The organism is Marinobacter excellens LAMA 842 (assembly GCF_001574445.1).
Taxonomy (GTDB): Bacteria; Pseudomonadota; Gammaproteobacteria; order Pseudomonadales; family Oleiphilaceae; genus Marinobacter; species Marinobacter shengliensis.
This window is the reverse complement of the sequence record NZ_LOCO01000007.1, coordinates 72,175-90,094: the sequence shown is the minus strand read 5'-3', so window position 1 is coordinate 90,094 and position 17,920 is coordinate 72,175. Positions and strand designations below refer to the sequence as shown.

At 58.5% G+C, this 17,920-nt stretch carries 14 protein-coding genes; 6 read left to right on the top strand and 8 right to left on the bottom strand.

Annotation, left to right across the window (positions count from 1 at the left end):
- Positions 1–20: 20 nt before the first annotated feature.
- Positions 21–4,901, bottom strand: coding sequence for an NAD-glutamate dehydrogenase (locus J122_RS08470; RefSeq protein WP_061331842.1), 4,881 nt, complete (start codon positions 4,899–4,901; stop codon positions 21–23).
- Between the two features lie 165 nt (positions 4,902–5,066).
- Between J122_RS08470 and J122_RS08465 the strand changes: the two genes are divergently transcribed.
- Genes J122_RS08465 through J122_RS08440 form a run of 6 tightly spaced genes read left to right on the top strand, consistent with a single transcriptional unit; the run spans position 5,067 to position 11,996 of the window.
- Positions 5,067–6,029, top strand: a complete 963-nt coding sequence (locus J122_RS08465) for an AAA family ATPase (protein ID WP_061331841.1) — start codon at positions 5,067–5,069, stop codon at positions 6,027–6,029.
- A gap of 32 nt (positions 6,030–6,061) precedes the next feature.
- The gene (locus J122_RS08460; RefSeq protein WP_061331840.1) at positions 6,062–7,000 is read left to right on the top strand and encodes a DUF58 domain-containing protein; all 939 of its coding nucleotides are present in this window, start codon (positions 6,062–6,064) and stop codon (positions 6,998–7,000) included.
- Positions 6,997–7,467 carry a DUF4381 domain-containing protein gene (locus tag J122_RS08455; protein ID WP_061331839.1) on the top strand — a complete coding sequence of 157 codons (471 nt, stop codon included), beginning with the start codon at positions 6,997–6,999 and terminating at the stop codon, positions 7,465–7,467. Before J122_RS08460 ends, J122_RS08455 begins: the two co-directional genes overlap by 4 nt.
- The gene (locus J122_RS08450; protein ID WP_082780538.1) at positions 7,461–8,480 is read left to right on the top strand and encodes a vWA domain-containing protein; all 1,020 of its coding nucleotides are present in this window, start codon (positions 7,461–7,463) and stop codon (positions 8,478–8,480) included. Before J122_RS08455 ends, J122_RS08450 begins: the two co-directional genes overlap by 7 nt.
- Positions 8,473–10,275: a VWA domain-containing protein gene (locus tag J122_RS08445; RefSeq protein WP_061331837.1), complete on the top strand. Its 1,803-nt coding sequence runs from the start codon at positions 8,473–8,475 to the stop codon at positions 10,273–10,275. Before J122_RS08450 ends, J122_RS08445 begins: the two co-directional genes overlap by 8 nt.
- Positions 10,269–11,996, top strand: a complete 1,728-nt coding sequence (locus J122_RS08440; protein ID WP_061331836.1) for a BatD family protein — start codon at positions 10,269–10,271, stop codon at positions 11,994–11,996. The genes J122_RS08445 and J122_RS08440 overlap by 7 nt, the downstream gene beginning before the upstream one ends.
- A gap of 27 nt (positions 11,997–12,023) precedes the next feature.
- Here the strand turns inward: J122_RS08440 and ccmI are convergent, their stop codons facing one another.
- Genes ccmI through ccmC form a run of 7 tightly spaced genes read right to left on the bottom strand, consistent with a single transcriptional unit; the run spans position 12,024 to position 17,876 of the window.
- The gene (gene ccmI, locus J122_RS08435; RefSeq protein WP_061331835.1) at positions 12,024–13,301 is read right to left on the bottom strand and encodes a c-type cytochrome biogenesis protein CcmI; all 1,278 of its coding nucleotides are present in this window, start codon (positions 13,299–13,301) and stop codon (positions 12,024–12,026) included.
- A gap of 36 nt (positions 13,302–13,337) precedes the next feature.
- Complete coding sequence (locus tag J122_RS08430) at positions 13,338–13,823, bottom strand: cytochrome c-type biogenesis protein (RefSeq protein ID WP_061331834.1); 486 nt, start codon at positions 13,821–13,823, stop codon at positions 13,338–13,340.
- The gene (locus J122_RS08425; protein WP_061331833.1) at positions 13,823–14,359 is read right to left on the bottom strand and encodes a DsbE family thiol:disulfide interchange protein; all 537 of its coding nucleotides are present in this window, start codon (positions 14,357–14,359) and stop codon (positions 13,823–13,825) included. The genes J122_RS08430 and J122_RS08425 overlap by 1 nt, the downstream gene beginning before the upstream one ends.
- Positions 14,356–16,362, bottom strand: coding sequence for a heme lyase CcmF/NrfE family subunit (locus tag J122_RS08420; RefSeq protein WP_061331832.1), 2,007 nt, complete (start codon positions 16,360–16,362; stop codon positions 14,356–14,358). Before J122_RS08420 ends, J122_RS08425 begins: the two co-directional genes overlap by 4 nt.
- A gap of 36 nt (positions 16,363–16,398) precedes the next feature.
- Positions 16,399–16,878, bottom strand: a complete 480-nt coding sequence (gene ccmE, locus J122_RS08415; RefSeq protein ID WP_061331831.1) for a cytochrome c maturation protein CcmE — start codon at positions 16,876–16,878, stop codon at positions 16,399–16,401.
- A gap of 14 nt (positions 16,879–16,892) precedes the next feature.
- Positions 16,893–17,129: a heme exporter protein CcmD gene (gene ccmD, locus J122_RS08410; protein WP_061331830.1), complete on the bottom strand. Its 237-nt coding sequence runs from the start codon at positions 17,127–17,129 to the stop codon at positions 16,893–16,895.
- A 3-nt stretch (positions 17,130–17,132) separates the two neighbouring features.
- A complete protein-coding gene (gene ccmC, locus J122_RS08405; protein ID WP_061331829.1) occupies positions 17,133–17,876 on the bottom strand; it encodes a heme ABC transporter permease CcmC in 744 nt (247 codons plus the stop codon).
- Between the last annotated feature and the right edge of the window lie 44 nt (positions 17,877–17,920).

Below are 17,920 nucleotides of genomic sequence, written 5' to 3'. Positions count from 1 at the left end.
TCAACGGCATAACGCAATAGTCAGTTGGTCTTGGCGTCTTCGGGCGACTGATGCATGGTGCTCTGGGCCAGGTCCAACAGCTCCCGCAAAGCCACTGAAAACATTGCGTATTCGGGCTCCCGGGCACTCTTCAGCTCGGCCAGCATGGCTTTCCAGCGATCAATCATGGGCTGATGCTTCACCTGCCAGGCGTCCACACTGACCATGACATCCTCGGGTTTTCTGGCCAGCTTAAGAACGCCCGTCGTCAGGGCCCGTTGCTGCCAATCCAGATCTTCCCGGAAGCTCTCACGGGCCAGCGCCTGCCAATGGGAATTCGGTGTCAGCACCGCAATCGAGTTGGCGAACCAGTTCAGATCAAGCCGCTCACCCAGGTCATAGTATAGGTTGGCCACGGTTTTGAGTGGCATACCGGTTGCCTCCTGAGCTTCAATAATGCCGAGGGATGAATACAGATACCCGGTACCAGCCAGTACCTGGGCAAGGTCTTTTGGCAGGCCCGCACTGGCCAAATCCGAATGGCGTTTTTCCCAGACGGCACACGCCTGCTCACCCAGGTACTCTGGCAGGCTGGACGTGATCGCCCAGACACTGTCGGCAAAGCGTTCCATATGGCTCTGGATATTGAGCTCTGCCCGGCGATTGCGAAGCAGCCAGCGCACAGCCCGTCGCATCAGGCGCATCAGGTCCTGCATCAGTTCTATCTGCAAACTGGCCGACACATGGTAATCCAGTGCTTCAATGCGGTCCCACCAGTTGTCAATGCGGAAGACGTCGCGGGCAATAATCCAGGCCAGGGCAATGGATGCCGCATCCGCGCCCGTTGACTGGTTCAGCCGCTCGACAAAGGTGATACCCATGTGGTTAACCATATCGTTGGCAATCTGCGTCGCGATGATCTCCCGCCGCAACTGGTGCTCGCCAAGCTCTGAGGAAAACCGCTTGGTGAGTTCCTTCGGGAACACCTTGTACATTTCCCCGGCCAGCAGCGGGTCATCCGGCAGGTCGCTGTCAATCAAGGTCTGTTTCAGGTCGCCTTTGACATAGGAAATCAGCACCGACAATTCAGGTCGGGTCAGGCCCTTCTTGGCCAGTTTGCGTTCCGACAACGCTTCGTCGTCCGGCAGAAACTCCAGATCCCGGTTCAGCTTGCCCTGACCTTCGAAGGTATTCATCAGCCGGCGATACTCTTCCAGGCGTGGCGCCGTATCGATACTGGCGATGCTGATGGCCTGGGTCTGGCGGTAGTTATTCTTGAGCACCAATGCGGAAACATCGTCGGTCATTTCTTCGAGCATGATATTGCGCTGCTTGCCGGTGAGATCGCCCATGGCGACCGCACGGTTGAGCAGGATCTTCATGTTCACTTCATGGTCCGAGCAATCCACACCGCCAGAGTTATCGATGAAATCGGTATTCAGCCGACCGCCTTTCAAGGCGTATTCGATGCGCCCGAGCTGGGTAAAGCCCAGGTTACCGCCCTCTCCGACCACCTTGCAGCGCAGCTCACCGCCGTTGACTCGAAGGCCATCGTTGGCTTTGTCGCCTACATCGGAGTGGCTTTCAGAGGCAGATTTTACATAGGTGCCAATACCACCCACCCAAAGCAGATCCACTTCCGCCTTGAGAATGTGGCTAATCAGCATATTGGGCGGCACACGGTCGGCCTTGATACCCAGCAGTTTTTTCATCTCCAGGCTGACCGGAATGGACTTGGCGCTCCGGCTGAATACGCCACCCCCCTTGGAAATCAGCTTGGCATCGTAATCGGTCCAGGCTGAACGGGGTAACTCAAACAGCCGCTTACGCTCCTTGAAGCTCTTTTCAGCATCCGGGTTGGGATCGATGAAAATGTGAATGTGGTTGAACGCCGCTACCAGTCGTGTTTTCTCGGAGCACAGCAATCCATTACCGAAAACGTCGCCGGCCATGTCGCCAATACCAATGGCAGAAAATTCGTCTACCGCGGGGTTGATGCCCATTTCGCGGAAGTGCCGCTCAACCGACACCCAGGCACCCCGGGCGGTGATGCCCATTTTCTTGTGGTCATAGCCATTACTGCCACCAGAGGCGAACGCATCGCCCATCCAGAAGCCGTATTCGGCCGCCAATCCGTTGGCAATGTCCGAGAAGGTCGCCGTGCCTTTGTCCGCAGCAACCACCAGATAGTGATCATCGTCATCGTGACGAATAACCCGCTGCGGCGGCTCAATGGCCGAATCCACCAGATTGTCAGTGATATCCAGCAACCCGCGAATGAATGTTTTGTAGGCAGCAATACCCTCCGCCTGGAACGCCTCGCGGTCCGAAGGATCTGGCAGGCGCTTGGCCACAAAACCACCTTTCGCGCCAACAGGCACGATGACGGCATTCTTCACCTGCTGGGCCTTGACCAGGCCCAGAATCTCAGTGCGATAGTCCTCGAAACGGTCGGACCAGCGCAGGCCACCACGGGCCACTTTACCGCCACGCAAGTGCACACCCTCAACCCTCGGCGAGTAAACGAAGATCTCGAACATGGGCATGGGCAACGGCATGTCCGGTATCCGGGTTGGGTCAAACTTCACGCTGATGTAAGGCTTCGGCTGACCGTCGGCATCGGGCTGGTAATAATTGGTGCGTAACGTGGCCTGCATCAGTTCCATGAACAGCCGCAGCACCCGGTCTTCACTGAGGTTCTCAACTTCATCAAGGCCGGCATTGAACTCAATTTCCAGCTTCTGCTGGGCCGCTTCGCACTTACCCCGGCTCTGGAACCGGTCCGGATTGAAACGGATCTCAAACAGCTCCAACAGTGTCCGGGTCAGACTGACGTGGTTCACCAGGGTGTTGGAGATAAAGGTCTGGCTATTGGAGAAGCGGATCTGGCGCATATAGCGGGCATAAGTCCGCAACAGCGCGATTTCCCTCCAGCTCATGTAGGACGACAGCATCATCCGGTTGAAGGCGTCGTTCTCCGCCTCACCGTGCCATACCCGGCGGAAAAGCTCCTCGAAGATCGGACGAATGCGATGAATGTCGACCACGCTGCCGGAATGGGCCTGCAGGGTGAAATCGTGAATCCATACCGTCTTGCCGGTACGGTCGATGACTTCGAAGGGGTGCTCTCCGATGACGCGGAAGCCAAGATTGTCGAAAATCGGCATCACATCCGAGAGGGGTAGCGGCTCATCCGGATAGAACAGCTTGAAGTGCAGGGTGCTCTCGTCTTCCTCCAGCGCCCGGTAAAAACTCATGGCCAGGTCATCGTTACGGGCCGAGGCGACAATGTGCTCCAAATCAATAGCCGCCCGCCGGGGAGAGAACATATCGGTATAGCTCGCCGGGAAGCCACCGGCCCATACCCGGTACATCTCGTTACCGTATTCCTCTCCGTAGGCTTCACTTAGCGCCTCATACAGGCCATCACGCCAGGATTGCGCCAGTTCAATGACCTTGTCCCGGATTTCCGCCAGCGGCAACTGCCGGTTTTCAACCTGTGGCACCCGGATGGTGAACTGCACACGGGCCAGCACCGATTCGGAGAAGTGGGTAACGAATTCGATGTCTTCCGCTTCCAGCCGGTCCAGCAGTACCTGCTCAACCTTCAAGCGCAGCTCGGTGTTGTAGATATCACGGGGGAAGAACGCCAGACAGGTCACGAACTGGCCGTAGACGTCTTCGCGCATGAACAGCTCAATTCGACGGCGCTCCTGGATGTACAGGATACTCTTGGCCACCCGCAACAGTTCGTCGGTTTCAATCTGGAACAGTTCGTCTCGGGGATACAGAGTGAGTATCTGCTCCAGCTCCTTGCCTGCGTAGTCGTCGGTCAGGAAACCGGAACGTTTCATGACACTCTGGAACTTCCGACGCAGCAGGGGGATTTCATCCGGCCGCTCGTTGTAAACCCGGGCCGTGTACAGCCCCAGGAACCGCCGCTCGCCAACCACTTCCCCTTTGCTGTTGAATTTCTTGACTGCGATGTAATCAGGGTACGCCGGGCGATGTACCCGGGAACGCTGGGCCGACTTGGCAAAGATGAAGATATCGTCCGTGCGGGTCATCTCGTGCCGGGTTCGCTGGGGCAGCTCATTCAGGCGAACCTTGTCAGGGCGCTCGTTGTTAACCCGCAGAATACCCAGCTCCGAATTTTCCACCCGGCGGACCACCATGCCCTGTTTGTCCTTCGCGAAGTCATACTCGTCATAGCCCAGGAACGTGAAGTGATCTTCCACCAACCACTGCAGGAAGGCCTTCGCCTCCTGCTTTCCTTCGTCACTGATGCCAGCCGTCGTGGCCTCGAGTTCGGAAAGAATCTCACTCACCTTGTTTTTGACAACCGGAAAGTCCTCCACGGCAATCCGCACTTCGTGGAGCACATTCTGCAGGGCATCCTCAAGGTTACGCAGATCTTCCGGCGCGCTGTGCCGGTCTATCTCCAGGACAATAAACGACTCGTAGGCGGCGCCGGCCGTCGCCTTTTTAGTGGATAACAACTTCTTGAGCTTGCCATCCTTGTCCCGCTGCACATTCAGGATCGAGTATTGAATCGAGTGCGTCCCGATCTCACGCTGATTAATGGCAATTCGTAGCGAATCAATCAGGAACGGGATGTCAGGGTGCAGGATGAAAATAACGGTATGAGTGGACTGCCATCCGTCGCTTTCCAGATCGGGATTGAATACTGAAACAGGTGTCGCCTCGGCATTACGTTTCTGGATAAACTGCCACGCCGAAAGCATCGCACCATAGGTATCCGAAAACCGGCGACTCACCAATTCCTCGAGAGGAACATGCGCATAATGCTGTCGGGCGAATTCCGCGATCTTTTTTGCCTCGGTCTTCGCAATCTTCTCTGAGAACGCATCGGCCAACTGTTCAAAAAACTGATCCTTGCTGGCGATTGTCAGCGCATTCATATCCAACCTCTGGTTTGTGTGAAATAAACGTAATCAGGGTATCGTCACATAAGCATAGTCAAGCCCTTGATTTTTGCCGGCCAGACACCAAAACTGCGGCAACTACTTACGCAGAATTTCGTCCCGCGCCCGCTGGACTATCAAGAACCAAGAGCAAAGAATTTCATGTCGTTACAGCAAACGTTTGGTGACCTCCGAGCACAACTGGCAAAACGCATCATCGGCCAGGAGAAACTGGTAGACCGGCTGCTGATTGCCTTGCTGGCTGATGGCCATTTACTGGTGGAAGGTGCCCCCGGCCTGGCCAAAACCACCGCCGTAAAAGCACTCTCCGACCACCTTGAGGGTGATTTTCACCGTATCCAGTTCACCCCGGATCTACTGCCCTCCGACGTCACAGGCAGCGAGATCTATCGGGCTGAGACCGGCCTGTTCGAGTTCCAGCGCGGGCCCATCTTTCACAACCTCGTGCTGGCCGATGAAATCAACCGCGCACCGGCCAAGGTTCAGTCCGCCCTGCTGGAAGCCATGGGTGAGCGCCAGATCAGTGTTGGCATGCAGACCTTCGCATTGCCCAAACTGTTCATGGTGATGGCCACCCAGAACCCGATCGAGCAGGAAGGCACCTACCCGCTGCCGGAAGCCCAACTCGACCGTTTCCTGATGCATGTGGTGATTCACTACCCGTCTGCCGATGCCGAGAGACAGATTCTGCACCTTGCCCGCAGCGACTACCGTCAGGGAATCCCGAACGTAGACATTCGTCTAACAGAGGATCAGGTGATGTCTGCACGTCAGGCGGTATCGGATATCTACATGGCAGAACCGGTTGAGCAGTACCTGTTAGCCCTGATTCTCGCCACCCGGGATGCCGCCAGCCTGGACCCGGAACTGGCCCGCTGGACCGCATTCGGCGCCAGCCCCCGTGGCACCATTGCGCTGGACCGTTGCGCCCGCGCCCTGGCCTGGCTGGACGGCAGGGATTACGTCACACCGGACGATGTCCGGACCATGGCCTTTGATGTGCTCCGGCACCGGATTTTGCTGACCTTTGAAGCCGAGGCTGAAGGCATGACCGCAGACACCGTGCTCCAGCGACTGATTGACCAGGTTCCGGTGACAGCCTGAAGTTACCTGCAGCAGGAGGCAGTAACGACAGCATGGCTAACGCAATTCCCGCCACCCACATCACCTTGCAAGAGCTGGTGAGACTGCAGGCTGACGCCCGGGCACTGAAGCTGCCTTCGGCACGGCCGGTGCGGTCCCGCCAGTCTGGCCTCCGGCAATCTCGCCAGCGAGGCCGTGGAATGACCTTCTCCGAAGTTCGTCAGTATCAGCCCGGGGACGATATCCGGAGTATCGACTGGCGGGTAACCGCCCGGCGTCAGGCTCCCCACACCAAATTGTATGAAGAAGAACGGGAGCGGCCGGTTCTGCTGATCGCTGACCTGGGCCCAACCCTGTTTTTCGCCAGTGCCGGCGCCTACAAGCAGGTACGTTGTGCCCAGCTCACAGCATTGCTCGCCTGGCTTGCGTTGTGGGCCGGTGACCAGGTAGGTGGACTGGTGTTCAACAGTGAGAAACTGGAAGTACTGCGCCCGGCACGGCGTCAGAAATCGGTACTGCGCCTGCTGGACCAGGTGGCCGGCCTGCAGCACCGGTCTGACTCACCGCCCGCCCCGTCCGCCGCTAACGAACACCGGCTTGATACCGCACTGGCAGAGGCCCGCCGGGTGGCCCATACCGGCAGTCGGATTTTTGTGATCAGCGATTTCATGACGGTCACAGACACAACAACCAGCCTGTTGGGTGCACTGGCCAGGCACAACAGCGTCAGCGCCATCCGTATTCTTGACCCTCTGGAAAACGAGTTACCACCTAGCGGGCGTTTCGCCGTTGCCGGCCCGGATGGCCCCATCTGGTTCGATGCCTCCAACACGGCCTTCCAGAGGGCATGGCGTGAAAAAGTAGCCACCCATGAACAGCAGCTGGCTGACTGCTTCCGCACCTCCGGGGTGCAGGCAGCCACGGTACTGACTCAACAGGAACCTGCCGCCGCACTACGTATTTTGCTGGGCCCGGGAGGTCGCATCGGATGAACGGACAGGACCCACTGGCCCAACTGCGGGATATCCACCTTCCGGACACGGGCGGAATCTGGCCACCGGCGCCCGGTTGGTGGCTTCTGGCAATCGTGTGCGCCATCGGTCTTGCGGTCGCGGTAACGCTGTGGCGGCGGCAGCGCCGAAAAACCGCGTGGCGCCGTGACGCCCGGAGCCTGTTGACGGAACTTGAGGCCTGCGCCAGCAAAACCCCTGAGTGGTTTGGTAAACTCAACACATTCCTGAAACGGGTGGCTCGGCAAGTGCACCCCAAGCAGAATCCGCAAGCCATGTCTGGCGAACAGTGGATAAACTTTTTGCTGGCAACCGCACCTGACAACCGGATCGCTTCCCGCCCGGTGGTGGAAGCCATGGTCGCCAGCACCTGGCAACCCAGACCAACCGCCGATCCAAACCAGGCGCTGGATTTCGCAGCCCTCTGGCTGGAGGCACAGATATCATGAGCCTTGCTTATCCCTGGCTTCTGCTATTGGCACTTCTGCCTTTGCTGTTTCTGATCCGCCGACACGGCAATCAGGCAGCCGATGCACCGGTGATTCCTGTCGGCCACTGGCTTTCCGGGTTACCTGGAGTCAGCAGCAGTGGTCAGGCGACACCCCGATGGCGGCAACTGCTGTTGTTGCTGGCCTGGCTGTGTCTGGTTGTGGCCATCGCCAGGCCCCAACATGTTGGCGAGCAGATCCAGATGCCGGTCAGTGGTCGTGACCTGATGCTGGTGGTGGATATCTCCCCGAGTATGGATGAGAAAGACATGGTCCTGCACGGTCGTGGCATCGACCGGCTGGAGGCGGTAAAACGGGTACTGGATGAATTTATTGACCACCGGGAGGGTGACCGGCTTGGGCTTATCCTGTTCGGTACCGAGCCCTATGTGCAGGCTCCCCTGACCTTTGACCGGGAAACCGTGCGCACCTTGCTCCACGAATCCGGCATCGGCATGGCGGGACGGGCCACCGCTATTGGTGATGCCATCGGACTGTCGGTCAAACGACTGCGCGACCGGCCCCACGACCAAAGGGTGGTGGTAATGCTGACAGACGGCGCCAACACAGCAGGCCAGATCACGCCGGACAAAGCCACCGAGATTGCCCAGGCAGCAGGCGTCAGGGTCTATACCGTCGGCATCGGAGCGGATTCCATGGTCCAGCGAGGCCTGCTGGGAACCCGACGGGTCAACCCCTCCCGCGACTTGGACGAAGACCTGCTGACCCGAATGGCCGAGCAGACTGGCGGGCGGTACTTCCGGGCTCGCAGCCTGCCGGAACTTGAAATGATCTACGACAGCATCAACCAACTGGAGCCCATTGAACAGGAAGGACAGTTCTACCGACCGGTCACCGAACTCTATGTCTGGCCTGCCAGCGCAGCGGTCGGCTTATGGCTTATCCTGCTGGCGACACGGCTTGGCGGTGGGATCCGGCGCAAGGCAGACGACCCGGAGGCAGACCATGGCTGATTTTCACCTGATCCGGCCGCTGTGGCTGCTGTTGGCGCTGACCATACCCCTGCTTTACCTGATGCGCCACCGGCTGCGGCACGGTGGCACCGGCTGGGAACACTATATCCCACCAGCGTTGCTGAACCCTTTGATCCGGCGTCAGGGGCAGCAACCAGGGGCCCGGACCATCTCTCCCCTGCTACCACTCAGCCTCGGCATCCTCGCCCTGTCGATAGCACTTTCAGGCCCAAGTTGGCGCCATGCACCAACGCCGTTGAAACAGCCCGAAGACAGCCTGGTGATCGTACTGGACCTGTCGTTATCCATGTTGGCAACGGATGTTGAACCAGACCGTCTGACTCTGGCCAAGCGCAAGATCCGGGACATCCTGAGTGTCCGGGAAGGAGGCCTGACCGGCCTGTTGGTGTATTCTGGTGATGCCCATGTTGTGACACCTCTGACCGAAGATCGCCGCACCATAGAGGCCATGCTCAACGTGCTGGAGCCAACCATCATGCCCGCCCAGGGCAATCGGGCTGACCTCGGAATAAAGCGCGCTGTCGAGCTGCTGGAACAGGGTGCGCCGGGCAGGGGCCGGATTCTGCTTATTGCTGATGACGTACCGGCTCGGCACCACAACGATATCCGTGCCCGGTTGCAAGGCACCCCGTACAGCCTGAACACTCTGGTAGTGGGCTCCCGGGAGGGCGGTCCCATTCCCCTGGCCAAGCGAGGCTTCATCAGGGATAACGGAAATATTGTCATCACCCGGGCCGATCCGGACAGCCTTGCCAGACTGGCCCGGGAAAACCGTGGGTTCAGCCACGAATTGACTCTGGGTGACACCGACATCCGGCAACTGCGATTGCAACCCGAGGTTAGTGATGACTGGTCCCGGGGTGAGGATGGTCTGACCGTTAACCGCTGGCAGGATGATGGTTATTGGTTGTTGTGGCTTGCACTGCCCCTGTTACTGCTGGGCTGGCGTAAAGGGGCGTTTGCCGTCTGCGCAATGGCCATACTGCCACTGGCCCTGACTCCCCGCCCGGCAATGGCATTTGACTGGGGCGGGTTCTGGCAGCGAGAGGACCAGAGAGGTCCGGAGTTGATCGAGCAGAACCCGGCGCGGGCCGCTGATCTGCTTCAGAAACCAGGCTGGCGGGGCTCCGCCCTGTACCGGGATGGCAGATTCGATGACGCCGCCCAGGCCTTCGCAGACCAACCGGGCGCTGTTGGCCATTACAACAGAGGCAATGCCCTGGCCAGAGCCGGACAATTGAAGCAGGCTCTTGATGCCTACCAACAGGCCCTGGATGATCATCCCGACTTCGAAGATGCCCGGGCCAACCATGAGCTGGTCAAGCAGTTGCTGGAACAACAACAGGACTCAAGTTCGCAGAACGGCGATCAGAACCAGGATAATCAGGACCAGCAGGACAGTTCCGGTGACCAGAGCCAGGATTCACAGCAGGGCGAAGGTTCAGAATCGGAACAGAACGATCAGGGCAATGACCCCGGCCAGTCCCGGCAGCCAGATGCTGATCAGCCCGATGACACCGATCAAAGCGATGGAGAGCCCGAACAGGACACAGCCGAGGGCGAGCCGCAGGAACCGTCTGACAACACAGAGCAGGACACCGGCGAGCAGACCGCCGAGGCACCAGCAGCCATCTCTGAGCAGCCCCTCACCCAAGGCCAGGAGCAATGGCTCAGACGGATTCCAGACAACCCGGGCGGACTACTGCAGCGCAAATTCCTGCAGCAACACCAACAACGTCAGACCACACCGGACGAGGGCGACACACCATGGTAAAACGCTTTCTAAGAACCATCAGCCGTCTGGGCTTGCTCGTGTTGCTGACAGCCTCTTCGGCCTTGGCAGACACCCTGTCGGTGGAGCCAGACCGCACCCAACTGTATCAGGGGGAAGTCCTTACACTGACGGTCAAAGGCTCGATGAAAATCGACATCAACCTGAACAACCTGTTCAACTTCGATCTTTCTCAGTTGCCATCACCGGATATCGAGAAGGTTGAACCGGATTTCGAAATTCTTGCCCGGAACCAGCGTTACAGCGTGCAAACGGTCAATAACGACATGGTTGGCGAGATTACCTGGACCTACCAGTTGGCGCCCACCCGCACCGGCACCCTGACCATCCCGGCGTTGACCTTCAAGGACACCAGCTCATCCCCTGTCACCGTTGAAGTGACCGACGGCACCCCACCCAATCAACCCGCCGCGGCCAGGGACAGTTTTATTGAGCTGGCAGCGGACAAAGCCGAGGTGTATGTTCAGGAACAGCTGGTGCTGACCATCCAGCTGTTTTTTTCCGGAAACCTGATTCGAGGCGAGCTTTCAGAGCCCGAACATCCCGACGCAATCATCGAGCCCCTGGGCAAACAGCGGGAATACGCTCGCTACCGCGATGGTATTCGCTACCGGGTGGTAGAGCGACGCTACGCCATTTTCCCGCAACAACCGGGTGAGCTGACACTACCCCCCATTCGTTTTGAAGGACAAGCCCGTGACGCCTCCGGCCAGCTCCGCTTTCTGCGGGACCGCCAGGAGCTTTTCGACGTACGGGTGAAGCCGGTACCCGACAGCTATCCCGCCAATCAAACCTGGCTACCTGCCAGCCAACTGAACCTGACCGATGAAGGACTGCCACCCTCCGGTGAACTTCAGGCGGGCACCAACCTGAACCGAAAACTGACACTGGAAGCCGTTGGCCTGCCGTCCGAAGCCCTGCCGGCACTGCCCCAGGCGGTACCCGATGCCATCCGCAGTTACCCGGAACAGCCACTGAGAAACACGGAAACCACCACAGACGGCCTGCGCTCGACCCTGCAGCAGGTCGCTGCCCTGGTGCCGGTGCAATCTGGCGAAGCCGTGCTGCCTGCAATCCGTATCCCCTGGTGGAACACCCAGACCGACGAGCTCGAATACGCGGAATTGCCAACACGCCGTTACGCCATCGCCGGTGGAAGCGCCGTGGTCGCCGCGCCCTTATCTGAGTCCGGACCAACGCCGGACTCGCTGCCGGAGGCAACTGTGACTACGCCATCTGGCGCTGCCGGGGTGTCACCGTGGTTCATCTCCAGCCTCGTTCTGGCAGGCTTGTGGCTGGCCACGGCGGGGTTGTGGTGGTACTCCCGCAAGCGGCAGGCTCCAGCACATCACGAGAGTCATCCGGAGGATGCAAGCGAACGACAGGCTTTCGCCAAGCTCAAGGCGGCCATTGATGGCCTCTCAGCCCAGACCACCGGGCTTATGGTGACATGGGCAAGACTGCGATTTCCCGGTCAGGGCTTTGTCACTGTGGAGGATGTCATCGACTTTAGCGGGGACCCGGGCCTGGCAAAAGCGGTTGGGCGGTTTCAGGAAAGGCTGTTCTCCAATCATTCACCATCCCATGGCGACCTTGTAACCAAAGAGCTGACCAGGTGCCTGGAAGACCTGAGAAACCGTCAGGCGGTCCCGACCGACACAGCAGGTTTGCCGCCTCTGTATCCGGCTGGCCTGTCACACTGACTGGCCAGCCGAAGCAGTTTCACTGACTCAGTTTGTCAGTTCCTGGTTGATCACCAGCTGCACTGGCTCACCTTGGGCCTCAGGTGACAGCACCTGCGCCTCTACCCTACCCTGCCAGTCGCCCGGCTGCGGATTGACACTGCCGGTTCGGCTGAGCCGGGCAATAATCACCACGTCCTGCTCGGCCGAAATGGTGGTTTCCGGTGACATTGCATAACGATCATCCAGCCGGATATCTGCAGGCAAGGCGCCGGCGGTCAGGCGGGCAACCGCCACCGGTGCGCCCTGGCTGATACCCGCTGACCGGGCAAAAATGAACAATGCAGTATCGGCAGGGACCTGGTCCTGCAGATCTTCATCCAGCGATACCCGCAAAGAAACACCCGGGCCACTAGCCACCTCTGGTTCGGAGCGTTGCTCTGACGCTGGGGACCGCTGCCCCAGGCGCCGGTAGGACTCGTCAATGCCACCGCGAATTGAGGCAATCTGCGGGTGATCCGGCGCTACCTCGACAATCCGCTCCCAGTAGTCAATCGCCGCCCGATAGTCCTGCTGGCTGAATGCGCTTATGCCAAGCAATCCCAAAGAGTTCACCTCATCCGGGTTGAGCGATTGCGCCGCCTCAATAGATTCCAGAACCTCCGGAGTCAGCTCACCCTGGGTGGTAAAGAAAAGAGCTTGTGCGGCAAGACCGTGGGCGACAGCGCTGGATGCCGGGTCTTCTTCAACAACCGACGCCAACCGTTGGAACGCTCGGGCCGCATCTTCATAGCGTTCGATGCGCATGTAGGTCTGGCCCAGCATAGCCCAACCGTCAGCATTATCCGGATTGGCCTCCAGTCGGGTGCGCAACTGCTCGGCCAGTTCCGATACCCGGGCCACCTGCTCACCATCAGACGCATTCATCTCCTGCATGGTCAGGTACTGCTCAAGCTGCTCCATGGCTCCCCAGCGATCATAGGCCAGAAACGTACCCGCAGGCAGCAACAGGACTGTCGCCAAGCCCACCACCATCGCGCTTCGGCGCCCCGGAATGCGTTTCTCCGGCACCGCATTCTCCGGCACGTCATCCAGCATGGCACCTGCCAGCTCGTCTTTGAGCAGTCCATAGGTTTCGTCATCGAGAACACCCGACTCATGCTCGTTATCCAGCTCTTTCAGCCGGCTGCGATAGGCAAGCAGATTCTGGTTTCTCAGATCGGTTTCCAGTCTCGCTTTCGAACGATGAAAAAAGACCGGGTACAGTACAAACGCCAAAGCCAGGAGAATGAGTACCGTTGCGGCAATCCAGAATGTTTCGGTCATGGAGATATCATCACAGTTGAAAATGTATTACCGGAATCAGCTACGTGACGACTGATCCTTGTCAGCCAGCATCTGTTCGACTCGTGCTTTTTCCTCCGGGCTCAGCGGCGGCTCGTTCGAATCCCGCCCCCGGGACCTGAGCACCACACCCGCAACAATCAGCAGGCCACCAATCACCGCAATGGCAGGAAATGCCCAAAGTATGATGGTTCGACGATCAACCGGTGGTTTGTATTTGACGAACTCACCGAAGCGGTCAACCAGAGAGCCAACAATCTCGTCATTGGTGGCACCTGCCTGCATCATCAGGTAGACCTGGTCACGCATATCCTTGGAGATAGGCGCGTTGGAATCCGCTATGTTCTGGTTCTGGCACTTGGGACAACGCAACTCAGCAATCAGGTTTCTGAAGCGCTGCTCCTCAGCCTGGGTATCGAAATCGTAGAATTCGGGTGGCGCCTCTGCGTAGACAGGGAGTGCAAACGCCAGCAGTGCCGCCAGGATCACAGGCATAAATCGCATCAGCTATTCCCCTTGGCCTGATTGATCACAGGTAACAGGATCTCTTCCCACACCCGCTCGTTGACTACGCCCACGTGGCGGTAACGAACCACTCCCTGGGCGTCAATAACGAAGGTTTCCGGAGCGCCGTACACCCCGAGATCAAACCCAAGGGTACCCCGTGGGTCGAAAATAATGGTCTGGTAAGGGTCGCCCAGGCGACCAAGAAAACGGAACGCATTTTCTTTCTGGTCCTTGTAGTTCAACCCGATGATGCGAATCCCCTTTTCGTTGGCCAGCCACATCAGATCTTCATGCTCATCCCAGCAGGCCGGGCACCATTCGGCCCAGACGTTCAGCAAGGAAACGTCACCCCGGAACAGGGACTGGTCCAGCATTTCCCCTGGCTCCCGCAGGTTTTCCAGGTTGAATTCCGGTACCGGTTTGCCGATCAGGGCCGACTCCAGTTCCGAGGGATCCTTGCCAATGCCGGAGGCCAGCAAGATTCCCACCACCAGGGCAACCACCAGGGGCATGAAGAGCATTACCCGTCTCATGCGTTGGCCTCCGCAGGCTTACTGCCCGCAGCGCCGGTTTCACCAGTCGATGCGGGGTCATTGGCCTCTGAGCGGACTCGAATACGGTAACGCTTGTCAGAAATGGCCAGGAAGCCACCAATAGCCATGACCAAAGAGCCAAGCCACAACCAGCGAACCAGGGGCTTGTACTGAAGGCGGATGGCCCAGGCTTCATCGCTGATGCGCTCACCGATGGCGATAAAGACATCGCGGAACAGTCCGGCGTCGATTGCCGCCTCGGTCATCACACTCATGCCCACCGGGTAATGACGCTTTTCGGGGTGTAGGCTGGCAACCTGCTTGCCATCCAGGAACACATCGAACTCACCATACTCAGCCCTGAAGTTTGGCCCCTGGCGCTCACCGATGTAGTTGAACACCACGGTGTAGTCGCCGACCTCAGCGGAACCACCTGGCACCATGCGTACATCCCGCTCGATGCCATAGTTGGACACCACGGTGGCCCCTGCAATGACCATTGCCAGGCCAAGGTGCCCGAAGACCATGCCGTAATAGCTGCGGGACTGGCGCTTCAGACCGTACCAGCGGCCCATTTTCGATGCGGACTTGTCCCATAGATCCCAAGCCGTGGCCATAGTTACCCAGACCGCGGTGAATACGCCGGCAAAGGCCCAGGGGGCAAAGCCGCCATACACCAGCATCACTGCGGTGGTAACCAGCACACTGACCGCCAGGGGCCAGAGCAGCTTACGGGCCAACCAGCCACCGTCGGTGCGCTTCCAGCGTGAGAAGATCCCGGCGCCCAACAACAGGCCAGTGGCCACAGCCATAGGGCTAAACGTGGCGTTGAAGAACGGTTCACCGATCGACAGCTTGCCCAGGTTCAGGTAATCCAGCACCAGCGGATACAGGGTACCGATCGCCACCAGCATGGTTGCCGCTACCAGCAACACGTTATTCAACAACAGAAAGATTTCCCGTGACAGTGAGCCATAGCGGGAGCGAACGTGCACCACCGGTGCACGGAAGGCATAGAGAGTCAGACTGGCAACCACAGTGATGCCCAGCAAGGCCAACAGGAACGTACCCCGCTCGGGATCATTAGCAAAGGAATGGACCGAAGTCAGCACACCGGAGCGGACCAGGAAAGCACCCAGCAAGCTCAGCGAGAAGGTCACGATGGCCAGAAGCACGGTCCAGCTTTTGAACACGCCGCGCTTTTCGGTGACCGCCAGCGAATGCATCAGCGCCGTGCCGGACAACCAGGGTAGCAGAGAGGCATTTTCAACCGGGTCCCAGAACCACCAGCCGCCCCAGCCGAGCTCGTAATAGGCCCACCAGCTTCCCAATGCGATCCCCAGGGTCAGGAACGCCCAGGCCACCGTTGTCCACGGGCGGGACCAGCGGGCCCAGGCGGCATCCAGTTTACCGTTTATCAGTGCCGCGATGGCAAAGGCAAACGCAACGGAGAAGCCCACATATCCCATATACAGCATGGGCGGGTGAAGAATCAGACCAATATCCTGCAGCAACGGGTTAAGATCGCTGCCATCAGCCGGAATGTTCGGCAAAAGTCGGTCAAACGGATTGGAGGTAACGATAATGAACAGGAAGAACCCGACACAGATCATGCCCATCACCGACAATACCTGAGACACCATGGTAGACGGCAACTTCCGGCTGAATACCGCAACGGCCAGTGTCCAGCCCGCCAGCATCAGAATCCACAGCAGCAGGGAGCCCTCATGCCCCCCCCAAACCGCACTGAACTTGTAGTACCAGGGCAACATGCTGTTGCTGTTGTTGGCGACATAGGCAACCGAGAAGTCATCCACCATGAACGCATGGGTCAAAACGGCAAAAGCCAGGCCGGTAAAAACAAACATACCGGTCGACAGCGGGCGGGCAAACGCCTGCAGGCTGTCACGGCCAGTCAATGCCCCGGCTAACGGGACAACAGAAAGGAGTACTGCCAGCAGCAGCGCGATAATCAGTGCAAGCTGTCCGAGTTCCGGATACATCGGGTTCCTCCAGCAACAGGGGTTCGGGGTGAATGGTTAGTAAGCGGTGGATTCCGCGGCTTTCTCTACATCGGCAGCCTGGTGCCTGCCCTTCGACGCCCGCTCCAGGGCTTCGGCAACTTCCGGCGGCATATAGGTTTCATCGTGCTTGGCCAGGACCTGGTCAGCAACAAACCGGCCATCCGCGTTAATCCGACCCATGGCAACAACGCCCTGCCCCTCAGCAAACAGGTCCGGCAAAATACCAACATACTCCATGGCCACCGAGGCGGAATAATCAGTCACCCGGAATTCCACCTTCAGGCTTTCCGGATCGCGCACCACACTGCCCTCTTCGACCATGCCGCCAGCCCGAATGCGAACATCCACTGGCGCCTTGCCATCGGCGATTTCACTGGGGTCGTAGAACAGATTGATGTTCTGGCGCAATGCATAGGTGGTCAGGCCAACAGCGATGGCAAGCCCGGCCAACAGGAACAACACAATGGTCAGTCGCTTCTTACGAATCGGATGCATGAATTACCTGCTCTTCAGTCTTGGGGAATTTCAACTCGGGTAAAGGTGGCCGATGCTTTGCCCGGTGCCCTGGCAGATGCCCGGCTTTCTGTCTCATGCCTGCGCTGGCAGTCCTCGAGGGCCACTCGATTTCGCTTCACTGACCAGATCATCAAACCACCTAGCAGAACGGCAAAGACCGCATAACATACCCATACGTAGGGTCCGTGGCCTTCCATCGCCATAAATGCTGAGAACGAATCAAACGCCATCGGTTATTTCCTTCCTGCCAGGACCATGTCTTTTACCCACCGGGTTTTCTGTTCCCGAATCAGGATCTCGGTTTTCATTCTGATACAGGCGAACCAGCCGAACAGCAGGTAAAGGCCCAACACAGAGAGCAGCAACGGCATCCACATTTCCATGGGCATGGCGGGCTTTTCGGTCAGCTTGAACGTAGAAGGCTGGTGCAGTGTATTCCACCACTCCACGGAGTATTGGATAATCGGGATATTTACGACCCCCACCAGAAGCAGAACGGCAACAGCACGGGCAGCAGACTTTTCATCGTTAATGGCCCGGTCCAGGGCAATGGCGCCACCGTAAAGGAACAGCAGTATCAGCATGGAGGTCAGGCGGGCATCCCACACCCACCAGGTGCCCCAGGTAGGCTTGCCCCAGACAGCGCCGGTAAACAGCGACAGGAACGTGAACACAAGCCCAACCGGCGCTATGGCTTTAACAAACACATCTGCCAGTTTCATACGCCATACCAGAGTCACCACCGCAGCGATCGCCATAGAGACATAGATGGACTGGGCCAGGAAGGAGCTGGGCACATGAATGAAGATAATCCGGTAGCTGTTACCCTGTAAGTAGTCCTTCGGCGCAAATGCCAGCCCCCAAACCAACCCCGCCGCCAGCAGGAGCAAGCCACCGGCCAGAAGCCAGGGCATAAACCGGGTCGCAATCCCGAAGAACCACTTTGGGGAACCCAATTTGTGAAACCATTGCCACATCAGTTGGTCACCGTCTTACTGTTCATTTTGCCAGCGGGCGTGCC